Origin of the sequence: Xanthomarina sp. GH4-25, from assembly GCF_045363175.1 — a bacterium.
In the GTDB taxonomy this organism is placed as follows: domain Bacteria; phylum Bacteroidota; class Bacteroidia; order Flavobacteriales; family Flavobacteriaceae; genus Xanthomarina.
In genome coordinates this window covers 449839-472342 of the sequence record NZ_JBJFLO010000001.1, presented here as the reverse complement: position 1 = coordinate 472342, position 22504 = coordinate 449839, and the positions used below count along the sequence as shown (strand labels likewise).

General features: G+C 34.3%; 24 protein-coding genes. 11 read left to right on the top strand and 13 right to left on the bottom strand.

The window, feature by feature from the left end:
• Positions 1-109: 109 nt before the first annotated feature.
• Genes guaA through bshC form a run of 3 tightly spaced genes read right to left on the bottom strand, consistent with a single transcriptional unit; the run spans position 110 to position 4681 of the window.
• Positions 110-1645, bottom strand: coding sequence for a glutamine-hydrolyzing GMP synthase (gene guaA, locus ACI5KZ_RS02220; RefSeq protein WP_406846744.1), 1536 nt, complete (start codon positions 1643-1645; stop codon positions 110-112).
• 56 nt (positions 1646-1701) lie between these two features.
• A complete protein-coding gene (locus tag ACI5KZ_RS02215) occupies positions 1702-3072 on the bottom strand; it encodes an aminotransferase class V-fold PLP-dependent enzyme (RefSeq protein ID WP_109307889.1) in 1371 nt (456 codons plus the stop codon).
• A 4-nt stretch (positions 3073-3076) separates the two neighbouring features.
• Positions 3077-4681 (bottom strand): bacillithiol biosynthesis cysteine-adding enzyme BshC, encoded by a 1605-nt coding sequence (gene bshC, locus ACI5KZ_RS02210; RefSeq protein WP_406846743.1) that lies wholly within the window; start codon positions 4679-4681, stop codon positions 3077-3079.
• Between the two features lie 117 nt (positions 4682-4798).
• On the opposite strand from bshC, the gene ACI5KZ_RS02205 reads away from it, so the two are divergent.
• The 8 genes from ACI5KZ_RS02205 (at position 4799) to ACI5KZ_RS02170 (ending at position 11088) form a co-directional block, all read left to right on the top strand.
• Positions 4799-5380: a tRNA-(ms[2]io[6]A)-hydroxylase gene (locus tag ACI5KZ_RS02205; protein ID WP_406846742.1), complete on the top strand. Its 582-nt coding sequence runs from the start codon at positions 4799-4801 to the stop codon at positions 5378-5380.
• A 104-nt stretch (positions 5381-5484) separates the two neighbouring features.
• A complete protein-coding gene (locus tag ACI5KZ_RS02200) occupies positions 5485-6021 on the top strand; it encodes a DUF2975 domain-containing protein (protein WP_406846741.1) in 537 nt (178 codons plus the stop codon).
• 3 nt (positions 6022-6024) lie between these two features.
• Entirely contained in the window at positions 6025-6231 is a 207-nt protein-coding gene (locus ACI5KZ_RS02195) for a helix-turn-helix transcriptional regulator (protein ID WP_109307885.1), read from the top strand.
• A 326-nt stretch (positions 6232-6557) separates the two neighbouring features.
• Positions 6558-8303, top strand: a complete 1746-nt coding sequence (locus ACI5KZ_RS02190) for an amidohydrolase family protein (protein ID WP_406846740.1) — start codon at positions 6558-6560, stop codon at positions 8301-8303.
• Between the two features lie 33 nt (positions 8304-8336).
• Positions 8337-9212: an AraC family transcriptional regulator gene (locus tag ACI5KZ_RS02185; RefSeq protein WP_406846739.1), complete on the top strand. Its 876-nt coding sequence runs from the start codon at positions 8337-8339 to the stop codon at positions 9210-9212.
• 288 nt (positions 9213-9500) lie between these two features.
• Positions 9501-10214: a pirin family protein gene (locus ACI5KZ_RS02180; RefSeq protein ID WP_109308133.1), complete on the top strand. Its 714-nt coding sequence runs from the start codon at positions 9501-9503 to the stop codon at positions 10212-10214.
• 42 nt (positions 10215-10256) lie between these two features.
• On the top strand, positions 10257-10541 hold the full coding sequence (locus ACI5KZ_RS02175; protein WP_406846738.1) for a GNAT family N-acetyltransferase: 285 nt from the start codon (positions 10257-10259) through the stop codon (positions 10539-10541).
• Positions 10542-10566: 25 nt separating this feature from the next.
• Positions 10567-11088, top strand: a complete 522-nt coding sequence (locus ACI5KZ_RS02170; protein ID WP_406846737.1) for a YceI family protein — start codon at positions 10567-10569, stop codon at positions 11086-11088.
• 157 nt (positions 11089-11245) lie between these two features.
• Here ACI5KZ_RS02170 and rimO read toward each other — a convergent pair whose 3' ends face one another.
• Positions 11246-12565: a 30S ribosomal protein S12 methylthiotransferase RimO gene (gene rimO / locus ACI5KZ_RS02165; RefSeq protein ID WP_406846736.1), complete on the bottom strand. Its 1320-nt coding sequence runs from the start codon at positions 12563-12565 to the stop codon at positions 11246-11248.
• A 130-nt stretch (positions 12566-12695) separates the two neighbouring features.
• Between rimO and ACI5KZ_RS02160 the strand changes: the two genes are divergently transcribed.
• Positions 12696-13670: a fibronectin type III domain-containing protein gene (locus tag ACI5KZ_RS02160; protein WP_406846735.1), complete on the top strand. Its 975-nt coding sequence runs from the start codon at positions 12696-12698 to the stop codon at positions 13668-13670.
• 62 nt (positions 13671-13732) lie between these two features.
• Here the strand turns inward: ACI5KZ_RS02160 and ftsY are convergent, their stop codons facing one another.
• From ftsY to ACI5KZ_RS02120, 8 genes are all read right to left on the bottom strand, one after another.
• Positions 13733-14707, bottom strand: coding sequence for a signal recognition particle-docking protein FtsY (gene ftsY / locus ACI5KZ_RS02155; protein WP_406846734.1), 975 nt, complete (start codon positions 14705-14707; stop codon positions 13733-13735).
• A gap of 143 nt (positions 14708-14850) precedes the next feature.
• Complete coding sequence (locus ACI5KZ_RS02150) at positions 14851-15003, bottom strand: DUF4295 domain-containing protein (protein ID WP_109307877.1); 153 nt, start codon at positions 15001-15003, stop codon at positions 14851-14853.
• Positions 15004-15043: 40 nt separating this feature from the next.
• Complete coding sequence (rpmG, locus tag ACI5KZ_RS02145) at positions 15044-15226, bottom strand: 50S ribosomal protein L33 (protein ID WP_109307876.1); 183 nt, start codon at positions 15224-15226, stop codon at positions 15044-15046.
• Between the two features lie 24 nt (positions 15227-15250).
• Positions 15251-15487 (bottom strand): 50S ribosomal protein L28, encoded by a 237-nt coding sequence (rpmB, locus tag ACI5KZ_RS02140; RefSeq protein WP_109308132.1) that lies wholly within the window; start codon positions 15485-15487, stop codon positions 15251-15253.
• Between the two features lie 112 nt (positions 15488-15599).
• Positions 15600-16847 (bottom strand): competence/damage-inducible protein A, encoded by a 1248-nt coding sequence (locus ACI5KZ_RS02135; RefSeq protein WP_406846733.1) that lies wholly within the window; start codon positions 16845-16847, stop codon positions 15600-15602.
• Positions 16847-17188: an Hpt domain-containing protein gene (locus tag ACI5KZ_RS02130; protein WP_406846732.1), complete on the bottom strand. Its 342-nt coding sequence runs from the start codon at positions 17186-17188 to the stop codon at positions 16847-16849. The genes ACI5KZ_RS02135 and ACI5KZ_RS02130 overlap by 1 nt, the downstream gene beginning before the upstream one ends.
• 1 nt (position 17189) lies before the next feature.
• Entirely contained in the window at positions 17190-17801 is a 612-nt protein-coding gene (locus ACI5KZ_RS02125; protein WP_109307873.1) for a fumarylacetoacetate hydrolase family protein, read from the bottom strand.
• Between the two features lies 1 nt (position 17802).
• On the bottom strand, positions 17803-18579 hold the full coding sequence (locus tag ACI5KZ_RS02120; RefSeq protein ID WP_109307872.1) for a 3'-5' exonuclease: 777 nt from the start codon (positions 18577-18579) through the stop codon (positions 17803-17805).
• A gap of 143 nt (positions 18580-18722) precedes the next feature.
• Here ACI5KZ_RS02120 and ACI5KZ_RS02115 point away from each other — a divergent pair, with 143 nt between their 5' ends.
• A complete protein-coding gene (locus ACI5KZ_RS02115; protein ID WP_406846731.1) occupies positions 18723-20153 on the top strand; it encodes a P1 family peptidase in 1431 nt (476 codons plus the stop codon).
• A 38-nt stretch (positions 20154-20191) separates the two neighbouring features.
• Complete coding sequence (locus ACI5KZ_RS02110) at positions 20192-21004, top strand: alpha/beta hydrolase (RefSeq protein WP_406846730.1); 813 nt, start codon at positions 20192-20194, stop codon at positions 21002-21004.
• A gap of 94 nt (positions 21005-21098) precedes the next feature.
• Here the strand turns inward: ACI5KZ_RS02110 and ACI5KZ_RS02105 are convergent, their stop codons facing one another.
• The gene (locus ACI5KZ_RS02105; protein WP_406846729.1) at positions 21099-22433 is read right to left on the bottom strand and encodes a dihydrolipoamide acetyltransferase family protein; all 1335 of its coding nucleotides are present in this window, start codon (positions 22431-22433) and stop codon (positions 21099-21101) included.
• Positions 22434-22504 lie beyond the last annotated feature (71 nt).

The following is a 22504-nucleotide window of genomic DNA, read 5'->3' as shown; positions in this document are numbered from 1 at the left end:
GCCTGTCTATTCTTGCTATCCAGTAAGGCTTTAAAACCTTTAAGTTAAGAGTTAAAAAATATGGACACGCTTCTTATATCTTATAACTCTAAGTAACGAAACTATAAAACTATTCCCACTCAATTGTAGCAGGTGGTTTAGAACTAATATCGTACACTACTCTATTAACGCCTTTTACTTTATTTATTATATCGTTCGATGTTTTTTGTAAAAACTCATAGGGTAAATTTACCCAATCTGCTGTCATTCCATCTGTACTTTCTACTGCTCTTAAAGCGACACATTTTTCATACGTACGTTCATCTCCCATGACTCCTACACTGTTAACTGGTAAGAGAATAGCTCCAGCTTGCCAAACTTTGTTGTATAAATTCCATTCTTTCAAGCCATTGATAAAAACAGCATCTACCTCTTGTAAAATACGCACTTTTTCGGCAGTAATATCGCCTAAAATTCTAATAGCCAATCCTGGACCAGGAAACGGATGACGACCTAACAAGGCCGCGTCCATATCCATAGAAGCTCCAACACGACGCACTTCGTCTTTAAACAACGCTTTTAGAGGTTCTACAATTTTAAGTTTCATAAAATCTGGCAAACCACCAACATTATGATGACTTTTAATTGTAGCACTAGGACCTCCAGTTGCTGAAACACTTTCTATCACATCTGGATAAATAGTCCCTTGAGCTAACCATTTAACATCTGAAATTTCATGAGCCTCATCATCAAAAACTTCTATGAACACGCGACCAATGGCTTTACGTTTTTCTTCTGGATCGCTTAGTCCTGCTAGTGCATCCAAAAAGCGTGCCGAAGCATCCACTCCTTTTACATTAAGTCCCATGCCCTTGTATTGTTCTAAGACATCGTGGAATTCATTTTTTCTTAATAAACCATTATTTACAAAAATACAATACAGGTTCTCACCAATGGCTTTGTGTAATAACATGGCTGCTACCGAAGAATCAACTCCTCCAGAGAGACCTAAAACCACTTTATCGTTTCCTAATTTTTGCTGTAACTCCTCAACCGTTTCTTCTACAAAAGATTGTGGTGTCCAGTCTTGTTCTACTTTTGCAATATGAACTAAAAAATTCTCCAATAGTTGTTTTCCATCTGTTGAATGGTAAACTTCTGGATGAAATTGAATGGCATAAGTTTCTTCATTTTCAATTTTATAAGCTGCATTTTGAACATCGTGTGTACTTGCTAATAAAACGCCATTGGCTGGAAGATGTTTGATTGTATCGCTATGGCTCATCCAAACTTGACTTCCTTCATTTATATTATTGAAAAACGATTCGTCAGGTTTTATGAATGATAAATTAGCACGTCCATATTCTCTGGTATTTGAAGGCGCTACTTCGCCTCCTGAAAAGTGTGCCAGGTATTGTGCACCATAACAAACGGCCAACAAAGGTTTTTTACCTCTAATTTTTGATAAATCAGGATGTAAGGCATTTTCGCCTCTAACTGAAAAAGGGCTTCCAGAAAGAATGACTGCTTTATAATCTTCTACATTGTTTGGAATTTTGTTGAAGGGATGAATCTCACAGTAAATGTTGAGTTCTCTTACGCGACGTGCAATAAGCTGTGTGTATTGCGAGCCGAAATCTAATATTAGTATGTTGTTGTGTTGCATGTGCAAAAATAGTAATTGATTTGTTAATTATTAGTTTCGTAAAGCTATTTTTGAAATTAATTCATAGACTCTAATATCATTCTGATATCCTCTTCTGTGGTATCAGGATTGATAAAGCAAAAACGTGAAACAGTTTCAAATGTATCGCCATTTTTCCATTTGGTTGGTGTTACTAAGGCAAAGCCTTTTTTATGATTTTCGTAGGTCCAATGTGTGTAATCTTCTGGTTGCCATCCAATTCTTCTGTAAAGCACACAAGACAAACTTGGTTCTCTAACCAATTCCACATTAGGGTTTTCTTCAATCATTTTACCAGCAATCTGAGCCAATTCAATACCTCTTTCTACAGATTGCTTATATCTATCTGTACCATGTGTTGCTAGTGAAAACCATAAGGGCAAGCCACGAACACGACGCGTTAATTGGATTTGATAATCGGTTGGATTAAAACCATGTGCTCCTTCATCTTTAAAAATATCTAGATACGATCCTTGTTGCGAGTGAGCATTTTTAGCTAATTCTGGATTTTTATAGAGAACAGCTCCACAATCGTATGGTGAAAACATCCACTTATGTGGATCGATGGTTATACTATCAGCTCTTTCAATACCGTTAAATAAATGTCTAACAGAATCGGCTGCCAAAGCACCACCACCATAAGCAGCATCTACATGAAACCAGATATTTTCCTTCTCGCAAATTTCAGCAATATCTTCTAAATCGTCTATTATTCCTGCATTGGTGGTTCCTCCTGTTGCCACAACGGCAAAGAGGCGTTTCCGTTGGTGAAAGTTTAGATTATCTATTGTTTCTCGAAGTGCAGTTCCTGTTAATTTCTCTTCAGAATCAACCAATAAGATATCTACATCTGCCACTTTCGCCATCGCTTTTATTGATGAATGCGCTCCAATAGACGTAATAATTAACCCTTTTTCTCTCAGATAGGTATCGTCTTCTCTCCAATGTTCTCTGGCAGTAACTATAGCAGATAAATTGGCTGCCGTACCACCACTTGTAAACACACCAAAGGCGCCTTCTGGCATTCCTGTTAAGGAGACTATCCACTTCATGGCTTCGTTTTCACAGAAAATTCCACCTGCTCCTTCCATCCAATAAGCCCCATGGATACTTGATGCAGAGGTTACTAAATCGAACATAATAGCAGCACGTGTTGGAGATGCAGGTACAAAAGCTAAATTTCTAGGATGATCTACAGGCACATTGGCTTTCGATAAATGTTCTTTCCAAAGATTAAAGGCATACTCGCCTCCAACGCCTTTTTCGGTAACTGTTTCACCAACTAATTCTTTAAGTTCTTCGTATTTTTTTGGTTTGCCAATAGTATGTTCGGTTGCAGAAATTCTACCTATGGCATATTTCATGACATCCAAGGTCATTTCTATAAGGTCCAGATCTATTTTGTGCATGGGTTTACTCTAAATTTAATATTAAAAACTCTCCTTTTAAAGGTTGCAAATTTAACATTAACTGCTGAATAAATTGGTCTCCATATTCTAAATAAAACTCAGAAAAGTTGGCCTGACGTTCTTGAAGACTTTGATTTGGAAATAACTCGTTTTGAAGTATGACCACACGATCTAAAATCTCCTTTAATTTCCTTTTTTGAGCTTTTAATAATCTTTTTTCAAGATTTTCAAGGCCTTTAATCTGTTTGACTTCTTGCGCTGAAACAGCTCCTAAGAAAGATTTGTCTGTTTTTTTAGCTAGTTCGTATAAATCTTCAAACTGTTTTTTTAAGAACGCTTTCTGGTTCGAAAAATCGATATCCACTTCTGAATATTTTCTGGTAACTTTTTCAATTAAATCAGTTTGATTTAGAAATAAATCTGAAATGGTAAGTTCTAACTTTTCAAGTTTATCTTGTTGCTTCTTTGAAACGATTAAAGCCGAATTCCGAAGCAATAACATAGGAAAAGGTACTTGCTGTGCTTCAAAATTAGATTTTAACTGAAACCAATAAGCCAATTCTCCTCCTCCACCAATATAACAGAGGTTAGGTAATACCACCTCCTGATATAAAGGTCTTAATATCACATTCGGACTAAAACGTTCCGGGTGCTCTAAGAGCACTTTTGTTATCTCACTCAAATCCCATACGATTTCTGTATTTAGGACTTTATATTTGTCATCTTCAAAAACAATACGCTCTCTTAGATTTTTTGTTATATAGAATAAATTAATTTCTCTTGGGTTGACTTGAATTTTGTAGTTTTCCGGTAAGTTGTTTATTTGTTGGTTTGTCTCTGAAACTTTTTTAAAGGATGTTTGATTAAGCAATTCATCTTTAACATAAGGACTGAATAATCTCTTTAATTCTCTATCATTTCCATCTAAAATAACCAATCCTGTTTCAGAAAATAATTCGTTTACCATATATTTGGTAGCTTCTGTTAGATTATTTTGTTTTGTATATGCATATTTGAATAACTTCTTTAATTCGTTTGCATTTTTACTAGTATTTAAATGAGACCCAAATAATTCTGAAATCTGTTCTAGACCTTCTAAATCTAATTCTCCAACTGCTCCTGAAGCATTTCTGTTCCATCGGATTTTTTTACCCTCAAAATTGAAATAATTAATTTCTTCAAAATCATGATCTTCCGTTGCCATCCAATAAATAGGTACAAAATTTTGTTTTGGATATGCCTGTTTTAATTCTTTACACAGATTGATGGTAGAAATTATTTTATAGAAAAAATACAAAGGTCCCGTAAATAAATTTAGCTGATGACCTGTTGTAATGGTAAACGTATTCCCATCTTTTAATGCCTCAATATTTTTTTTTGTTTGCGTTGAAACATCTACATTTTGATAATGTTTCTTTAAACTTGAGACCAAAGTCGTTCTAGATTGTTCTTGAAAAGACACTCTCTTTTCATCAATTTGAGATTTAAAATTCTCAAGGTTTGGGAACCTATTATAGAACGGTTTTAGCTGCTCTTTTTCATCTAAATAATTGCAAATTAAAGTTGAAAAATAATTGGTGTCTATAAACGGAATACAGTCTGATGGCATAGTGACGTTTTGCAAGTTTTTAAAAAGTAAAGATACGGTTTCTTGTCTTAAAAATAACTTAAAATATATGAGGTTACTAGCTAGAAAGATTGCCTATCTTTACTCAAAATTACAAATATGCTTGGTTTAAAATTAGCAACAGATCCTCGTTGGGTAGACATTGTAGAATCTAATATTGAAGAAATATTAACCGATCACGCATGGTGCGAGCAGAAAGCGGCTACAAATGCCATTACCATAATTACGTTGAATTCGGAACATGAAGATTTAGTAACCGACCTGCTTGCTTTAGCAAAAGAAGAGTTGGAACATTTTGAAATGGTTCATGAAATTATAAAAAAACGAGGTTACAAACTAGGTCGCGAACGCAAAGACAGTTATGTAAATGAGCTTTATAAATTTATGAATAAAGGAGGCAACAGAGTTCAAAGTATGGTAGATAGACTTTTGTTCTCTGCCATGATTGAAGCTAGAAGCTGTGAACGCTTTAAACTTTTATCTCAAAAAATTAAAGATCCAGAACTCTCTAAATTTTATCATGACTTAATGATAAGTGAAGCTGGACATTATACCACCTTTATTGGATTTGCTAGAAAATACGGCCAAGATGTAGACGTTGATAAACGCTGGAAAGAATTGATTGATTTTGAAGCAGAGGTGATTCAAAGTTATGGGAAATCGGAAACGATACACGGATAGAGCTAAATCTAAAATAACTAACATTTACTAAATAACAATCTATATTTATTGTTTTTCAATAAATTTTTATTGATATTTGTAACATAATTTAATTCACTCAAATTATGTCACATACAAACAACCTCGTATTTAAAGGTCTAAAAATTGTTTCTTGGATCATCTTCGTTGGCTTATGCATTGAAGCAGGAGGCCTTCTTGTCAATTTCTTTTTCAATATATTCAATCCAGATTTTGTCCAAAACTTATATCAAAAGTTGGACTTAAGCGATCTGTATGAAAGCAGTCAATGGGCTTTTTACAGCATGTATAGTTTTATTTTATTTATCGCTATTCTTAAAGCTTATCTATTTTATCTCGTTATAGTATTGGTAACCAAAATTGATTTAGTAAAACCATTCAACAGCTTTGTTTCAAAGCAGATTGCGCAAATAAGTTATTACACATTCTCCATAGGATTATTAAGTTTTATAGCACGACAATCTGCTAAAAACTTGCAACATTATGGATATCAAACTGATATGTTAAACGAGTTTTGGACAGACGGTCAAGCTTTTATCTTAATGGCAGCTGTTATCTATATTATTGCAACTATTTTTTCAAAAGGAGTTGCATTACAAACCGAAAACGACTTAACTGTATAAGCTATGGCTATAACTGTAAATTTAGACGTGATGATGGCCAAACGGAAAATGTCATTAAACGAACTTTCAGAAAAAGTAGGATTGACCCTAGCCAATTTATCTATTCTTAAAACAGGAAAAGCCAAGGCCATTAGATTTAGCACCTTGGAAGCTATTTGCGAAGCCTTGGATTGTCAGCCAGGAGATATTTTGGAATATAGTAAAGCATAAAATTGAAACTTTTGAAGATATCAGACGAATATTAATATTTTTTAGATCTCTGCAATCAAACCTATAAGTGTAACCTTTTAAGGTTTTTCCCATCAACACAATAAATAATGCGACATGAAAAAGTTACTGGTTTTAATTATTTTGAGTACCACACTATTAAATTGTTCCAATAATGATGATGAATGTGGCGATCTTTCCATTTCTATCCTTTAAAATTTCTCATATAAAATTGTTAGCTTTGAAGTAACGTCAACTGATGATTGGACTTTAAGCTCTTTCATCGCTGTTGAAAATCAAATACAATTACAACTACGTCCTCAATTACTATGAAAAATAGAACACTTATTAAAAACGGCTTATTGTTCTCTGGTTGTCAAAATGAAAAAGCAAAAATTCAAGATATTTTAATTCTTGAAAATGGTGAAATCGGTAACATAGGAATCATTGAAGCAGATGAAGAAGCGCACATAATTGATGCCAAAGGAAAATGGGTGGTTCCCGGTTTTGTAGATTCGCATACGCATTATGATGCAGAATTAATTGCTTCTCCAGGACTTAAAGAATCGGCTAGACATGGTGTTACGTCCATTATTTTGGGGAGTTGTTCGGTGAGTGCTATTTACAATTCGCCTGAAGATATTTCGGACTCCTTTACCAGAGTTGAAGCCATTCCAAGAGATATTATGTTGCCCTTACTTCAAAAAGAAAAAACGTGGACCAATGCCAAGGAGTGGAAAGCCTATATTTCCAAATTACCCTTAGGCATTAATGTGGCTTCCTTTGTAGGGCATTCAGATTTACGCATGCATGCCATGGGTATTGAACGTTCTTTACAAGATAATGAAACCGCTACAATAGAGGAACAAGACCACATGCTCCACATGCTGAATGAGGCTTTGGATGCGGGTTTTATAGGGTTGTCCACTATGGATAATCCATGGGATAAAATGGATGGCGATCGGTATTGGTCGCATAAAACACCATCATTTTACTCGTCATGGAAAGAACGAAAAAACCTGATTGAATTACTGCGAAAACGCGATGCCATTTTACAAGGCGCGCCAAATCTAGTCACCAGAATTAATGCCATTAATTATATGTTGGCCAGTTCAGGAGTCTTTAGAAAACCACTTAAAACAACCATGATTGCCATGATGGATTTAATTGGCGACCGCTATATTTATCCATTAATTTCAACAGCAAGTAAAGCTATTAATACCATAGCCAATGCAAACTTTAGAATGCAATCGCCGCCTTGCCCATTTACGGTTTATTACGATGGTGTAGACTCTGTGATGTTTGAAGAGTTTCCTAGTGGTGAAGCCATGAGGCACCTAGCCAAAAATTTAGACGAAAGAAACGACTTGATTAGAGATCCTGAATTTAGAGCGGCCTTTAAAAAGGAAATAAAGAAAAAATTTGCGCCCAAAGTTTGGCATAAAGATTTAAGCAAAACCTTGATTATTGATTGTCCAGATTCGAGCATGATTGGTAAAAATTTTTATGATCTTGCTGAAGAACACCAGCAGCATCCCGTAGATTTCTTTTTGGACACTATAATTCAATATGATAAAAAGATTAGATGGACAACCACCATTGCCAATGATCGCGTTGAAAAATATGATGGTTTGTATAATCATAAACATAATTTAATTAGCTTCTCGGATGCTGGAGCCCACTTAAACAATATGGCCTTCTATAATTTTCCGTTGAAAATGATAAAAGTCGTCCAAGAATCTATAGATGCTGGCAAGCCAATTATGTCCATGGAAAAATGTATCTGGCGATTAACAAAAGAGCAAGCCGATTGGTTTGGTTTAGATTGTGGACACCTAAAACCAGGTAAAATAGCCGATTTGGTAATTATTGATCCTAATAAATTTGATGCCATTACAGAAACTGTAGAAACAGGACAGATTGAAGAATTTAATAATTACGACCGACTTGTGAATAGAAATCACGGAACCGTTTCCCGAGTTATGGTTGGCGGAAAAACTATTTTTGAAAATGAAAATTTTGTATCGGATTATGCCACCACTAAAAAGTATGGTAGATTTCTAGAGAAACAATAAAACGGATAACAACAGAGATATAAGTTATTATACATGAGCACAGTCAAAATTTATCAGGATGTTAATAGAGAAAAGGAAAGCGCCAGTTTTGGGATTTCCAAAATGGAAGCTATTTACACCAAACGAAATGGAGAAGTTGACGAGCCTCACAGACATAATTATTACACGGTTTTAATAATCCATAAAGCCAAGGGACAACATAAAATTGATTTTAATACTTACGATTTAGCAAACCAACAAATTTTCTTTGTAGCTCCCGGACAAGTACATCAAGTTATAGAAACAGAACAATCGTTTGGGTATGCCATGACATTTTCCAATCAGTTTTTAGTAGAAAACTCTATTCCGCTATCCTTTATTGAAAGTTTGAATCTCTTTCACAATTACGGACAAAGCCCTCCATTAGAGCCAAATAATGATCAATTTAAAAATATAGAACATTTTGCGCATCAAATTTTCAATTTATTCAATAGTAATGCAAAAATGAAATCCTTATCTATTGGTTCATTTTTAAAACTCTTACTGATAGAGTGTAATAATATTTGTTCCATTAACCCTATTGAATCTGATGTTGACACCTCTGGAGATAACCTGATTAGGACCTTTAAAAATACGGTAAACAATCACTACAAAAAAGAGCATTCTACCACTTTTTACGCCAATGCGCTTCATATAACACCAGATCATTTAAACCGAACTTTTAAAGCTAGAATTGGAAAAACTGCCAAAGATTATATTCAAGCCCGAATTATAACTGAAGCTAAAAGGTTACTCTATTTCACCGATTTAAACACGAAAGAAATAGCCTATGAATTAGGATTCAATGAGCCTGCCAATTTTAGTGCATTCTTCAAAAAGCATACACAGGTATCGCCTTCAAGCTTCAAGAAAAACGAGATTACATCATAATTTAGAGCCGTATATCGGATTTTCATAAGCTTATCCCCTTTTTTCATATTCCACAGGTTTCCAATTGGTTATATATTTGTATCATACTTTTAAAGCAACGATATGAACCGTAAGAAATTTATAAAAAATGCCCTTTTAACTGGTGTTTTTGGTGCTATTGCTCCGCAAACCTTTAATGCAAGCACGAGCAAAACCACAAAATCCACTTACAACACATTAATGCAACAAGTAGGATTTAATCATCTGCCTTCCGATCAGGTAGGTTTAACAAACAAAAATATACATACTATGAATACAATAATTCACAGAGCAGAAACACGAGGCGCAGCAAATCACGGTTGGTTAAACTCACACCACACGTTTAGTTTCGCAAATTATCACAATCCAGAAAGAATGAATTTTGGCGTACTACGCGTATTAAATGATGATACGGTAGCTGCAGGCATGGGCTTTGGAACACATCCTCACGACAATATGGAAATTATCTCCATTCCTTTGGCAGGCGATTTGGAACATAAAGACAGTATGGGAAATGTGGCTGTCATTAAAGAAGGTGATGTACAAGTATTAAGTGCTGGAACTGGTGTTACGCATTCCGAATACAATAAAAACAAAGACAAGGAAGTGAAATTTCTACAAATTTGGGTATTTCCTAAAACCAAAAATGTAACGCCACGATACGATCAAGTTTCTATTAGAGATATTTCTAAAGAAAATGAATTTTACCAAGTGCTTTCGCCTAATAAAGATGATCAAGGCGTTTGGATTAATCAAGACGCGTGGTTTCATTTAGGAAATTTCACCAAAGGAAGCACCGATGAATACAAAATCAAGAAAACAGGTAATGGCGTATATGCGTTTATTCTGGAAGGTGCTGTAGAAATTAACGGCGAAAAGCTTTCCAAACGAGATGGTATGGGAATTTGGGACACAGATAGCATTACTGTAAAAGCATCAGAAAATGCCCGTGTTCTTTTAATGGAAGTACCCATGACCATGTAAGCGCAACCCTTTAAACATTTTTTATAACCTTAAAAAAACACCATGGAATTAATAATTAAAGAACAAGAGAACAAAGGCTTTGCAATGGCTAGGGAAAATAATAAAAGAGCAGGATTAATGACCTATTCCATTGCAGGTGAACAGCATATAATTATTGATCACACAGAAGTTGATCCTGAATTTCAAGGCAAAAATATTGGAAAACAATTGCTCTACAAAATTGTAGAAATGGCAAGAGAAAAAAATATTAAAATTACACCTCTTTGCCCTTATGCCAATGCACAGTTTAAAAAGCTTGCAGACATTCAAGACGTATTAAAAAAATAATAAATAACAATTAAAAACGATAACAATGAAAAATAACACAAATTGGTCTATTGACACCGCACATTCAGAAATTGCTTTTAAAGTAAAGCACATGATGATTTCAACAGTAACTGGTCATTTCGAAGATTTCCAGGCAACTGCAAAAACAAATGGCGATGATTTTAACAATGCTATTTTAGAATTTAGTGCCAAAACAGCATCTATTAACACTAAAAATAAAGATAGAGACACACATTTAAAATCGGATGATTTTTTCAACTCTGAAAAATTCCCTGAAATGACTTTTGTTTCAAAATCTTTTAATGGTGATACATTGGTAGGCGATTTAACAATAAGAGACGTAACCAAAGAAATTACGTTGGACGCCGAACTTAATGGTATTGCAGTAGATCCTTACGGACAAACAAAAGCTGGATTTGAGATGACAGGAAACATTAACAGAAAAGATTTCAATTTAACGTGGAATGGGGTTACGGAAGCGGGAAGCATAGTTGTTTCCGATAAGGTTAAAATGGTAATTGACGTACAATTCACAAAACAATCTTAGCAAAAGTTGCTCATTTTTAGTGTTATTAAAATAATAATCAGCACTAAAGTTAAAAACAAATGGTTTGAGTGTACACTCAAACCATTTGTTTTTTATTTAATATTTTTCTTCTAGGAACACCTTGATCTTAATTTCAAATTTCCTCTAGCTGTCCAAATTAAGATTCCTTCTGAAGGGTAGAAACCTCTCCATAAAGATCAAAATCTGCAGCTTCAGTAATAGTTATTGTTGCAAATTCACCAGTTTTTAAGTAGGTTTTAGAAGCATCTATAAGCACTTCATTATCTACATCTGGAGAATCGAATTCTGTTCTACCAACAAAGTATTCACCTTCTTTTCTATCGATAACCACTTTAAAAGTTTGCCCGATTTTAGCTTGATTCAATTCCCAAGAAATTTGAGATTGGATTTCCATGATCTGATTGGCACGATCTTGCTTTACATCTTCAGGAACATCGTCTACTAAATTATAAGCATGTGTATTTTCTTCATGACTATAGGTAAAACAGCCCAGACGTTCAAAACGCATATCTGTAACCCATTGTTTTAATTCCTGGAAATCTTCTTCAGTTTCACCTGGATACCCAACAATTAATGTGGTTCTAATAGTCATTTCTGGAACTTCTTTTCTAAACTCCTTAAGCAAGTTGGTTGTTTTCTCTTTTGTTGTTCCACGACGCATACTTTTTAAGATATGGTCTGAAATATGTTGTAATGGAATATCTAAATAGTTACACACTTTTGGCTCACGATTCATCACATCTAACACATCCATTGGAAATCCTGTTGGAAAGGCATAATGCAAACGAATCCACTCCACACCATCCACTTTCACTAAAGCTTCTAGTAGTTCAGCAAGATTTCTTTTTTTGTATAAATCGAGTCCGTAATAGGTTAAATCTTGAGCAATAAGTATCAATTCTTTCACACCATTAGCTGCTAATTTTTCAGCTTCGATAACAATGTCCTCAATAGGTGTCGATCTATGCTTACCACGCATAATAGGAATAGCACAAAAACTACAAGGTCTGTCGCAACCTTCAGCAATCTTTAAATAAGCATAATTTTTAGGTGTTGTTGTTAAACGTTCACCAATAAGTTCGTGTTTATAATCTGCTCCTAAAGCTTTTAATAAACCTGGTAATTCAGTCGTACCAAAATACTGGTCCACATTCGGGATTTCCTTCTGTAAATCTGGTTTGTAACGTTCGCTTAAACAACCTGTAACAAAGACTTTATCGACATCGCCATCTTCTTTTTTTTGCATAAAATCAAGAATGGTATCGATACTTTCTTCTTTAGCATTATTGATAAAACCACAGGTATTAATAACCACAATATTTCCTTCCTCTTCATGCACAACTTCTTTACCACTGGCTTTAAGTTGTCCCATTAACACTTCGCTATCGTAGACATTTTTACTACAGCCAAGTGTTACCACATTGATTTTGTTCTTTTTAAGCGATTTTGTTCTCATCTTATTATTTTGGACTGCAAATATAGGCTTCTTTTTAGAGTTAATTACATTAAATGTTTTTTGAAATTTTATCTTCTTTAATTGCCTGACAATTTCTATATTCGCGACCGAAAATTCTTATAAATTCATAATGAAAAAAATTATTTTAGTACTCTCAATTGGATTGCTTGTTTTTAACTGTTCTAGTGATAGCTCAGACGATTCAAACGACTCCAATAATTGCCCAAAACCCAATGGACTAAATGTATACGATTTAACAAATACAACGGCTCAATTTAGTTGGAATACAAATGTACAATCGTCTTTATATCAAGTACAGTATGGCCAATTTGGTTTTGGTTTAGGTTCTGGAACAACTTTAACAGTTCCTGAACAATATACTTTAGTAGAAGATTTATTACCACAAACTCAATATGCTTTTTATGTAAGAGTTTTTTGCAATAACACCAATGACTATAGCAATTGGGCTGGACCTTTTAACTTTGTAACTTTATTAGATAATCCTTACTGTAATAATCCATCAGATTTTTCTGAAGGTTTATACCCTGAATCTATAACTCATAATTCAATAGAATTAAATTGGGGTAACCCTAGTTCTGATGGATCTCAAATTGAGTATGGGTTACAGGGTTTTACACTTGGAAGTGGAACCACACAGGTTGAACCTGATTTTTACGATCAACATGCTACTGTAACTGGTTTGAACGCTGAAACTACTTATGATTTTTACTTAAGAAATATTTGTGATAATGTTGGTTATAGTGCATGGATTGGCCCTATAAGTGTAACAACAGAAGAAATTCCTTTTAATGTAAACTGTTTAGACCCAGTAAACTTTGAATTAAATCAAATATATACTTCTGGAGGTTCAGATTATTTAGTGTTTGTTTGGGATGCTCAAAACTCAGAAAACACATGGCAATTAAGTAAAAGTGCTGTAGGCACGCCTGCTGGTTCAGATGCTATTATAGACACAAGCTACAACCCTGTTCAATTAACTAACCATACAAGTACTGGAGTTGTTTACGATTTCTATGTTCGTGCCAATTGTAGTGTAGATGGTTATAGTGATTGGGTTGGACCAATTACAGTTACTGGACCATAATAAAACAACCATAAATAAAAAAGCCTTAAGAGATTCTTAAGGCTTTTTTTTATTTCTAATTTCTATTTAAAAAACGAATCTACAAACTCGTATTTGTTGAATACTTGAAGGTCTTCGATCCCTTCACCTACACCAATATATTTAACTGGAATTTGAAACTGATCTGAAATACCAATAACAACACCACCTTTTGCTGTTCCATCTAATTTGGTAACTGCAAGCGATGTTACTTCGGTTGCTGCTGTAAATTGTTTGGCTTGTTCGAAAGCATTTTGACCTGTAGAGCCATCTAAAACTAATAACACATCGTGAGGTGCATCTCCCACTACTTTCTGCATGACACGTTTTACTTTAGTTAGTTCGTTCATTAAGTTTACTTTATTATGTAAACGTCCAGCTGTATCAATAATAATCACATCGGCATTTTGTGTAACTCCAGATTGCAAGGCATCGAAAGCTACAGATGCAGGATCACTTCCCATATCTTGTCTTACCATGGGTACATCTACGCGATCTGCCCAGACTTGAAGTTGATCTATAGCTGCAGCTCTAAAGGTATCGGCAGCGCCAAGAACAACACTTAAACCTTGTTTTTTAAACTGATAAGCTAGTTTTCCAATCGTCGTTGTTTTACCAACACCATTTACTCCAACGACCATTAAAACATAAGGTGTCTTATTACCTTCACTTGAAGCTGGAAGTTTTGGTATGGTATATTCGGTGTCTTCTCCAGAATTGGTTTCACTTAATAAACCAGCAATTTCTTCACGAAGAATTTTATTAAGTTCGTCTGTACCAAGATACTTATCTTGTTCTACACGAGCCTCAATACGTTTAATAATTTTAAGGGTTGTATTAACTCCAACATCACTAGTAACTAGAATTTCTTCGAGGTTATCTAATACCTCATCATCTACTTTAGATTTACCAGCAACTGCTTTGCTTAACTTATTTAAGAAATTGGTTTTAGATTTTTCTAAACCTTTATCTAGTGTTTCTTTTTTTTCTGAAGAAAATATTTTTTTAAAAAAGCTCATTTGTGATTGTTCTATTACACATTATAAAACAAAAGTCTTGCCTAATTGATTTGGCTGAACATTTGTCATAACAAATGTAAATATAAAATAAAAGCTGCTTTCTAAAATAGAAAGCAGCTTAAAATATTGTAATACAAAAAGGATTATTGTTTAGATAACCACTCGTTTACTTGATCTGGTGCCATAATTGATTCAACAAACATGTAAGCTCCCGATTTAGGAGATTTTACCATTTTTATAGCTTTTGTTAATCTTTTAGATCCTGTTTGTAACGATGCAACTGATTTCTTTGCCATGTCTTATGTTTTTAAAACTTTATAAAATATAAAAGTTTAATTATTTAATTTCTTTATGAACAGTCATTTTCTTTAAGATAGGATTGAATTTTTTAATTTCCATTCTATCTGGAGTGTTCTTTTTATTTTTAGTTGTAATATATCTAGAAGTTCCTGGTTGTCCAGACTCTTTATGCTCTGTGCATTCTAATATTACCTGTATTCTGTTACCTTTCTTTGCCATTTTCTTAACTTTTAATTGCCGCTATTATTTATAAAACCCTTTAGATTTAGCTTCTTTAATTGCAGCAGCAATTCCAATTCTATTGATGGTTTTTAATGCTGAAGTAGAAACTTTTAAAGTTACCCACTTATCTTCTTCTGGAAGATAAAAACGTTTTTTAATAAGATTTGCATCAAATTTACGCTTTGTTTTATTCATTGCGTGAGATACGTTGTTTCCAACCATCGCTTTTTTTCCAGTAAGTTCACAAACTCTTGACATTTCTTCTAACTTTAATGTTGTTATTTGATCTGTTTTCAAAAAATCTATTCAGGATGTTTTTAAACAGGCTGCAAATTTAGTAAAACTTTACAATATCAACAAACTAAAATTGTTACTTTTTTAAAATTTCTTTTTGAAGCATTTCAAAAGCTTTATTTACAGCTTTCCGAATCACTTTAGTTCTATGGTTTCCCAAATTAAATTCTTCTGAAAAAACGGTGTCTTTTGTAGCAATAGCTATAAAAACTGTTCCAACCTCTGCATTCGAGTCTCCTTTGTCTGGTCCAGCATTTCCGGTTGTTGCAATAGCATAATCTGTTTTAAATAAATCTAAAACATTCTTGGCCATAGCTTCTGCTACTTGAGAACTTACTACAGAATGAGCCTTAATTAATGCTTCAGGGACTTTTAAAACATCCATTTTAGCTTCAGTGGCATAACTCACGATACTTCCTTTAAAGTATTTTGAAGCTCCGGGAATTTTTGTAAACGATTCGGCAATTTTTCCTCCAGTACAACTTTCGGCTGTAGCTACTGTTTTTCCAATATGAGTTAATTGTTTTCCTAAAACAGCTTCAATGGAAGTATCGGCCTCAAAACCTACAAAAATATCTTGTATTTGGGGTAAGAGTTTATCTATTTGATGCTGCATTTCGGTTTCTACTAACTCCTTATCCATATTCTTTGCTGACAAACGCAAACGAACTCTACCCAATCCAGGCAAGTAAGCTAACTTCATAAAATTTGGTAAACAAACTTCCCAGGCTTCAATCCTTTCTGCTAAAGAACTTTCTCCTAACCCATAGGTTAAAATGGTAGTATGTTTAATATATGGGAATTTGTAAGTTTCTCTTAACTTCGGAATTACTAAATTTTCCATCAAGGCTTTCATTTCAAAAGGAACTCCTGGAAGCGAAACAAACACTTTTCCATGGTGTTCCATCCACATACCTGGAGCACTTCCATTGACGTTCATTAAAACCTGTGCTTTTGAAGGTACTAATGCTTGATCGATATTTACTTGAGTTAAAGGCTGTTTAATATGAGTTTCCCAAATGTGTTGAATGTTTTTTAAAACAGCATGACTTTGCACCAAACTATCATTAAAATAATCTGCAATGGTTTTTTTGGTGATATCGTCTTTTGTTGGACCTAATCCTCCTGTAATAATTATAATATCGGCATTTTCTTCAGCTTCTTTTAAAGACTTTAATATATGAGCTTTATCATCCTGAACAGAGGTAATTTGATATACAGAAACACCAATAGAATTAAGAATTTTACTTATAAATGCTGAATTGGTATCTACTATCTGACCAATAAGAATTTCATCTCCAATAGTTATAATTTCTGCTTGCATTACAGGTTAAAATCTGCTTTCATTTCATTTGAAGCTTTCTCAACAGCTGTTAAAACAAGTTCTAATTTCTCTGAAATATCTAAACCTGTTTTCTCGAATTTTCCCCAATCTTGAACTTCAATTAGGTCTTGAAGCACACCAAGTTCGAACAAATCGATGGTTGGTTTCATTTTATGAGCTGCCTGATAAGCATTGTAATAGTCTTTTTCTGAAACTGCTTTTTCTAAACGTTGGGCATCTTCAGGTACTTCTCCTAAAAAAGCTTCGGCTAAGGCTTTTACAAAATCTTCATCGCCATCGGCTAACTCACGTACTCTAAATAATTTATAATGTTGTTCCATGTTATTTTACTGTTATTGAAAACATTTGCTTGTTTTCTATAAAACCTACTAATTTATCTTCTGCATTTACTCTTCCAACTCCAGCAGGAGTTCCTGTAAAGATAATATCTCCTATCTTTAAAGTAAAATATTTTGAGATATATTCTATGAGTTCATCAATTTTCCAGAGCATGTGACTGGTATTTCCCGTTTGAACCACTTCGCCATTTTTTTCTAAAGAAAAAGAGATGTTATTTACATTATCGATGTTTGATTTAGACATCCAATTTCCTACAACTGCTGCACCATCAAAAGCTTTGGCTTTTTCCCAAGGCAAGCCCTTTTCTTTTAGTTTGGCTTGCAAATCACGTGCCGTAAAATCAATACCTAATCCAATCTCATCATAATATTTATGTGCAAATTTTTTAGCAATGTGCTTTCCAACTTTATTAATCTTTACTAAAACTTCTACTTCATGATGCACATCTTCAGAAAAATCTGGAATAAAAAAAGGTTGTTTCTTTAATAAAATGGCTGTGTCTGGTTTTAAAAATACAACAGGGTCGGTTGGTTTTTCGTTTTCCAACTCTTTAATATGGTCTGTGTAATTTCTACCAATACAAATAAGCTTCATATTAATCCAGTTTGTTATTAAAAGATCTTAATTTAATAGATGTCAATACTTTTTTAGTATATAAAGGAAAGTCGGCATTTAACAACCAACCAAAATAACCAGGCTCAGTTTCCAACACATCTACCACACGCTTACCTTTATGTTTACCGAATGAAAAACACTCTTCACCTTCTTTATTAAAGATTAAAAAACCTGCAAAATCGGCAAACTTTTTACGAGAACTAAACTCTGCTAAAAACTTGGTATCGTTTTCTAACGTGTCGTATTTAGCTATTTGTGCCTTTAAAACTTCATAAGTCGCTAAGGTATCTGCTTCAGCACTATGTGCATCTTCCAGGCTTTTATCGCAATAAAATTTATAAGCAGCAACTAGTGTTCTTTGTTCCATTTTATGAAAAATAGTCTGCACATCTACCGACATTCTGTTTTTCATATCGAAATCGATATCTGCACGAAGCATTTCTTCAGCTAAAAGAGGAATATCGAATCTATTGGAATTAAAGCCACCCAAATCTGAATCTTTAATCAGGTTGTGAATTTCTTTTGCCAAATCTTTAAAAGTTGGTTTATCTGCCACATCTGCATCTGAAATCCCATGAATTTTTGTCACTTCAGCAGGAATGGGAATGGTAGGATTTACCAAACGAGTATAGCGTTCTTCCTTTCCATCTGGATACACTTTTAAAATGGAAATTTCTACAATTCTATCGTTTGTGATATTAATTCCAGTAGTTTCTAAATCGAAAAAACAGATGGGTTTGGTGAGATTAAGTTGCATGTAATTTAATTTTGGGCAAAGATACTTAGAATAAATAAAAAAGGGTTGACGAACACCTAAAACAAATTGATGAAATTTGGCTTTAAAAGATAATTAGTCGAACTTCGTTTCAATTACCTGAAAACCAACTAAAATAACAAACCATGAAAAAATTCATTTTAACTCTGTTAATTCTTTCCTCTTTTCAATTGGTTTTGACACAAAATCCAAGAGCAAGGGATTTGGGCATCCCTTTTGTTGGAAATACCGGTAAATTTAATGCCATTACAGATGTTCAAGGTGTTGAAGTTGGTTATAGCACCATTATTAAAGGAAAGGGTAAAAACATTCTTGGCGAAGGACCAATTAGAACAGGAGTGACTGCAATTTTTCCAAGAGGAAAAACTAAAAAATTCAGCCCTGTGTATGCCAATTGGTACAGTCTGAATGGCAATGGAGAAATGACTGGTACCACCTGGGTAACTGAGTCTGGTTTTCTTGAAACACCTATTATGATTACTAACACGAATAGTGTTGGAGAAGTAAGACAAGCTGTTTTAAAATGGTTTGTAGATACAGATTGGTATCGTGGCGAAAAATGGTGGTACACCTACCCTGTTGTAGCCGAAACTTATGATGGCTTTTTAAATGATATTTATGGTTTTCACGTAAAGGAAGAACATGTGTTGGAAGCCATAGAGAATACGTCTAGTGGCAAAATTGCCGAGGGAAATGTTGGTGGTGGAACAGGCATGATGTGTTTGGGCTTTAAAGGTGGTACAGGAACATCGTCTAGAGTGGTTCATATTAACGATTCTACGTACACGGTTGGTGTTCTTGTACAGTCAAATTTTGGTGCCAAGAAAAACTTGACCATTGCAGGAGTTCCAGTTGGCATGGAATTGATGCATGTAAAAAGTGAAGAATATAAAGGTGCTCCAATGTCTAACAGAAAGGAAGGCGATGGCTCTATAATTGTTATTGTTGCAACAGATGCACCTTTACTTCCACATCAATTAAAACGCATTGCGCAACGCATTCCATTAGGTATTGGGAATGTTGGTGGTAGAGGAAGCAATGGTTCTGGAGACATTTTTTTAGCCTTTTCTACGGCTAATGAAGGTGCTTTTAGTAGGTCTGAAAACACAACAGTTGAAAATGTTTCCAACGATATGATTTCCCCTTTATTTGAAGCCACAGTTCAAGCTGTTGAAGAGGCCATTATCAATGCCATGGTAGCTGCCGAAACTATGGAAGGCATTCATGGAAATACCAGTTACAGACTGCCTCATGATGAAACCATAGAAGTCATGAAGAAGTACAACAGATATCAACCTAAAGTAATTCTAAAAAATGAAGAACTAGAAACATATGCAGGAAAATATGAATTTAGACCTGAAGCTTATGCAACCATATCTCAAGAAGGAGGAAAACTATTCATTCAATTCCCGAAAACTCATAAAGCAGAAATGTCACCTATAAACAATCATACTTTCGAGGTTTTTGACTTTGGGGTTCGTATAAGTTTCAATAAGAACACAACTGAACTAACCATTATGGCTAATGGTGAAACTAAAGCCAAGAAAGTTGAATAATAAAAAACACTAGAACAATCACTCTTTAAAATTTAAAAATGAATAAAATAACTTTTTTATTGTTTCTTCTTACTCTAACCTTAAGCTGTAAAAACAATCCACAATATAACGACCCCATTCCAGAACACGACAATTTCACAATAGCATCCAGCCAGGTTGATGAAACTAGAGTAATTAATGTTTGGCTACCTCCTACTTATAAAAATGGTAACGATTCGTTTCCTGTGCTATATATGCCTGATGGTGGCATCAAAGAAGATTTTCCACATATTGCCAATACCCTTGCAAAACTTATAGAAGAAAAAAGCATTCCTCCTTATATTCTTGTTGGTATTGAAAATACAGAAAGAGGCAGAGATTTAACTGGTGTTTCTGAAAATATAGAAGATGAAAAATACTGTCCTTTAACAGATGGTGCCAAAAATTTCCGTGGGTTTATAACCGAAGAATTAACGAACGAGATTAACAACAACTATAGAACCACAGATAAAAAAGGCATTATTGGAGAATCTTTAGCTGGATTGTTTGTCATGGAAACCTTTATGTTAGAACCTAAATCCTTCGATTTTTACATTGCTATGGATCCTTCTCTTTGGTGGAATAGTTTTAATTTAGTTAAAGAAGCAAACAATCATTTGGCAAATTTTCCATCTGAAGAGAAAAAATTATGGTTTGCAGGTTCTGGAGCAGAAGATATTTCCAAACACACACAAAAGCTCGCCAAGATTTTAGAAGCTGAAGCACCTGAAAATGTGACATGGACCTATCAAGACGAACCTGATGAAAAACACAATACCATTTTTAGGGCCACCAAAGAAAAAGCAATGGTTTGGGCTTTGAATTATCCTTAAGATAAATACTATTATTAAAACAAAAAAAAACACAATCCTAAAATTGTGCTTTTCTGTTTTATATAGTTGAGATTATTAAATTCTCAGGAATTTGTTAGATTTCTCTATTAGAATCCCAAGCTTCTAAATAATCTTTAACAGCTTTAACAAATTGGCCTCCAAGAGCTCCATTTACAACTCTGTGGTCGTAAGAATGCGATAAGAACATTCTGTAACGGATGCCAATAAAGTCGCCTTCAGGAGTTTCTACAACTGCTGGCACTTTTCTAATAGCTCCAAGAGCTAATATCCCTACTTGTGGCTGATTAATAATTGGTGTTCCCATGATGCTACCAAAAGTACCAACATTGGTTACTGTATAAGTTCCACCTTGTATATCGTCTGGTTTCAATTGGTTTAATCTAGCTCTATTTGCTAAATCGTTTACCTTTTTAGTCATGCCAACTAAATTAAGTTGGTCAGCATCTTTAATAACAGGTACAATTAAGTTTCCATCTCCTAAAGCTGCAGCCATACCTAAATTAATATGTTTTTTCTTTACAATAGTATCTCCCTGAAGTGAAATGTTCATCATTGGGAAATCGCGTAAAGCCTTTGCAATGGCTTCCATAAAGATTGGTGTAAAGGTTAAGTTTTCTCCTTCACGTTTTGCAAAACCATCTTTTACTTTTTTACGCCAATTCCATATTTTAGTCACATCTGCTTCAATAAAACTCTGTACGTGAGCAGATGTTTGAACTGATTCCACCATATGATGTGCAATAATTTTGCCCATTCTGGTCATTTCTATAATCTCGTCGTCTCCACTAGCAACAACTGAAGCTGCTGCAGGTTTTTCAGATTTGGCAGGAGTAACTTGAGGCTTCTCGACTGTGTTTGAAGTGGCAACATTTTGTTGTGGGGCAGAACTTCTAGTTTCTAAGTGTGCTAGAATATCGTTTTTTGTTACACGACCATCTTTTCCAGTTCCAGAAATCCCGTCTAATTCTGCTTGAGAGATACCTTCTTTTTTAGCAATGTTCTTTACTAAAGGGGAATAGAACCTATCTTCTGATGAACTAACCGAAGCCACAGTTTCTTGAGCTGCTTCAACTGTTTGTGCTACTTGAGCAACAGCTGCTTGTTCTGCAACTGGGGCTTTTTGAGCTGGTTCTGCTTTTGGTGTTGCAGCTTCAACTGAGGCTTCACCTTCAGTTTCTATAACAGCAATAACTTGTCCTACTTGAACCACATCGTCTATGTTGAATAATTTTTCAACTAAAACGCCAGTAACTTCACTAGGCACTTCGCTATCTACTTTGTCAGTTGCAATTTCAAGAACTGCTTCATCTGCTTCAATAGTATCACCAACTTCTTTTAACCAAGAAGTGATTGTTGCTTCTGCAACACTTTCACCCATTTTAGGGAGTTTTAATTCAAATTTTGCCATATCTGTAATGGAAAGGTGTTTTTTTAAATTATGACTGCAAAATTAATGAAAATTCATTGAATCTATTGCAG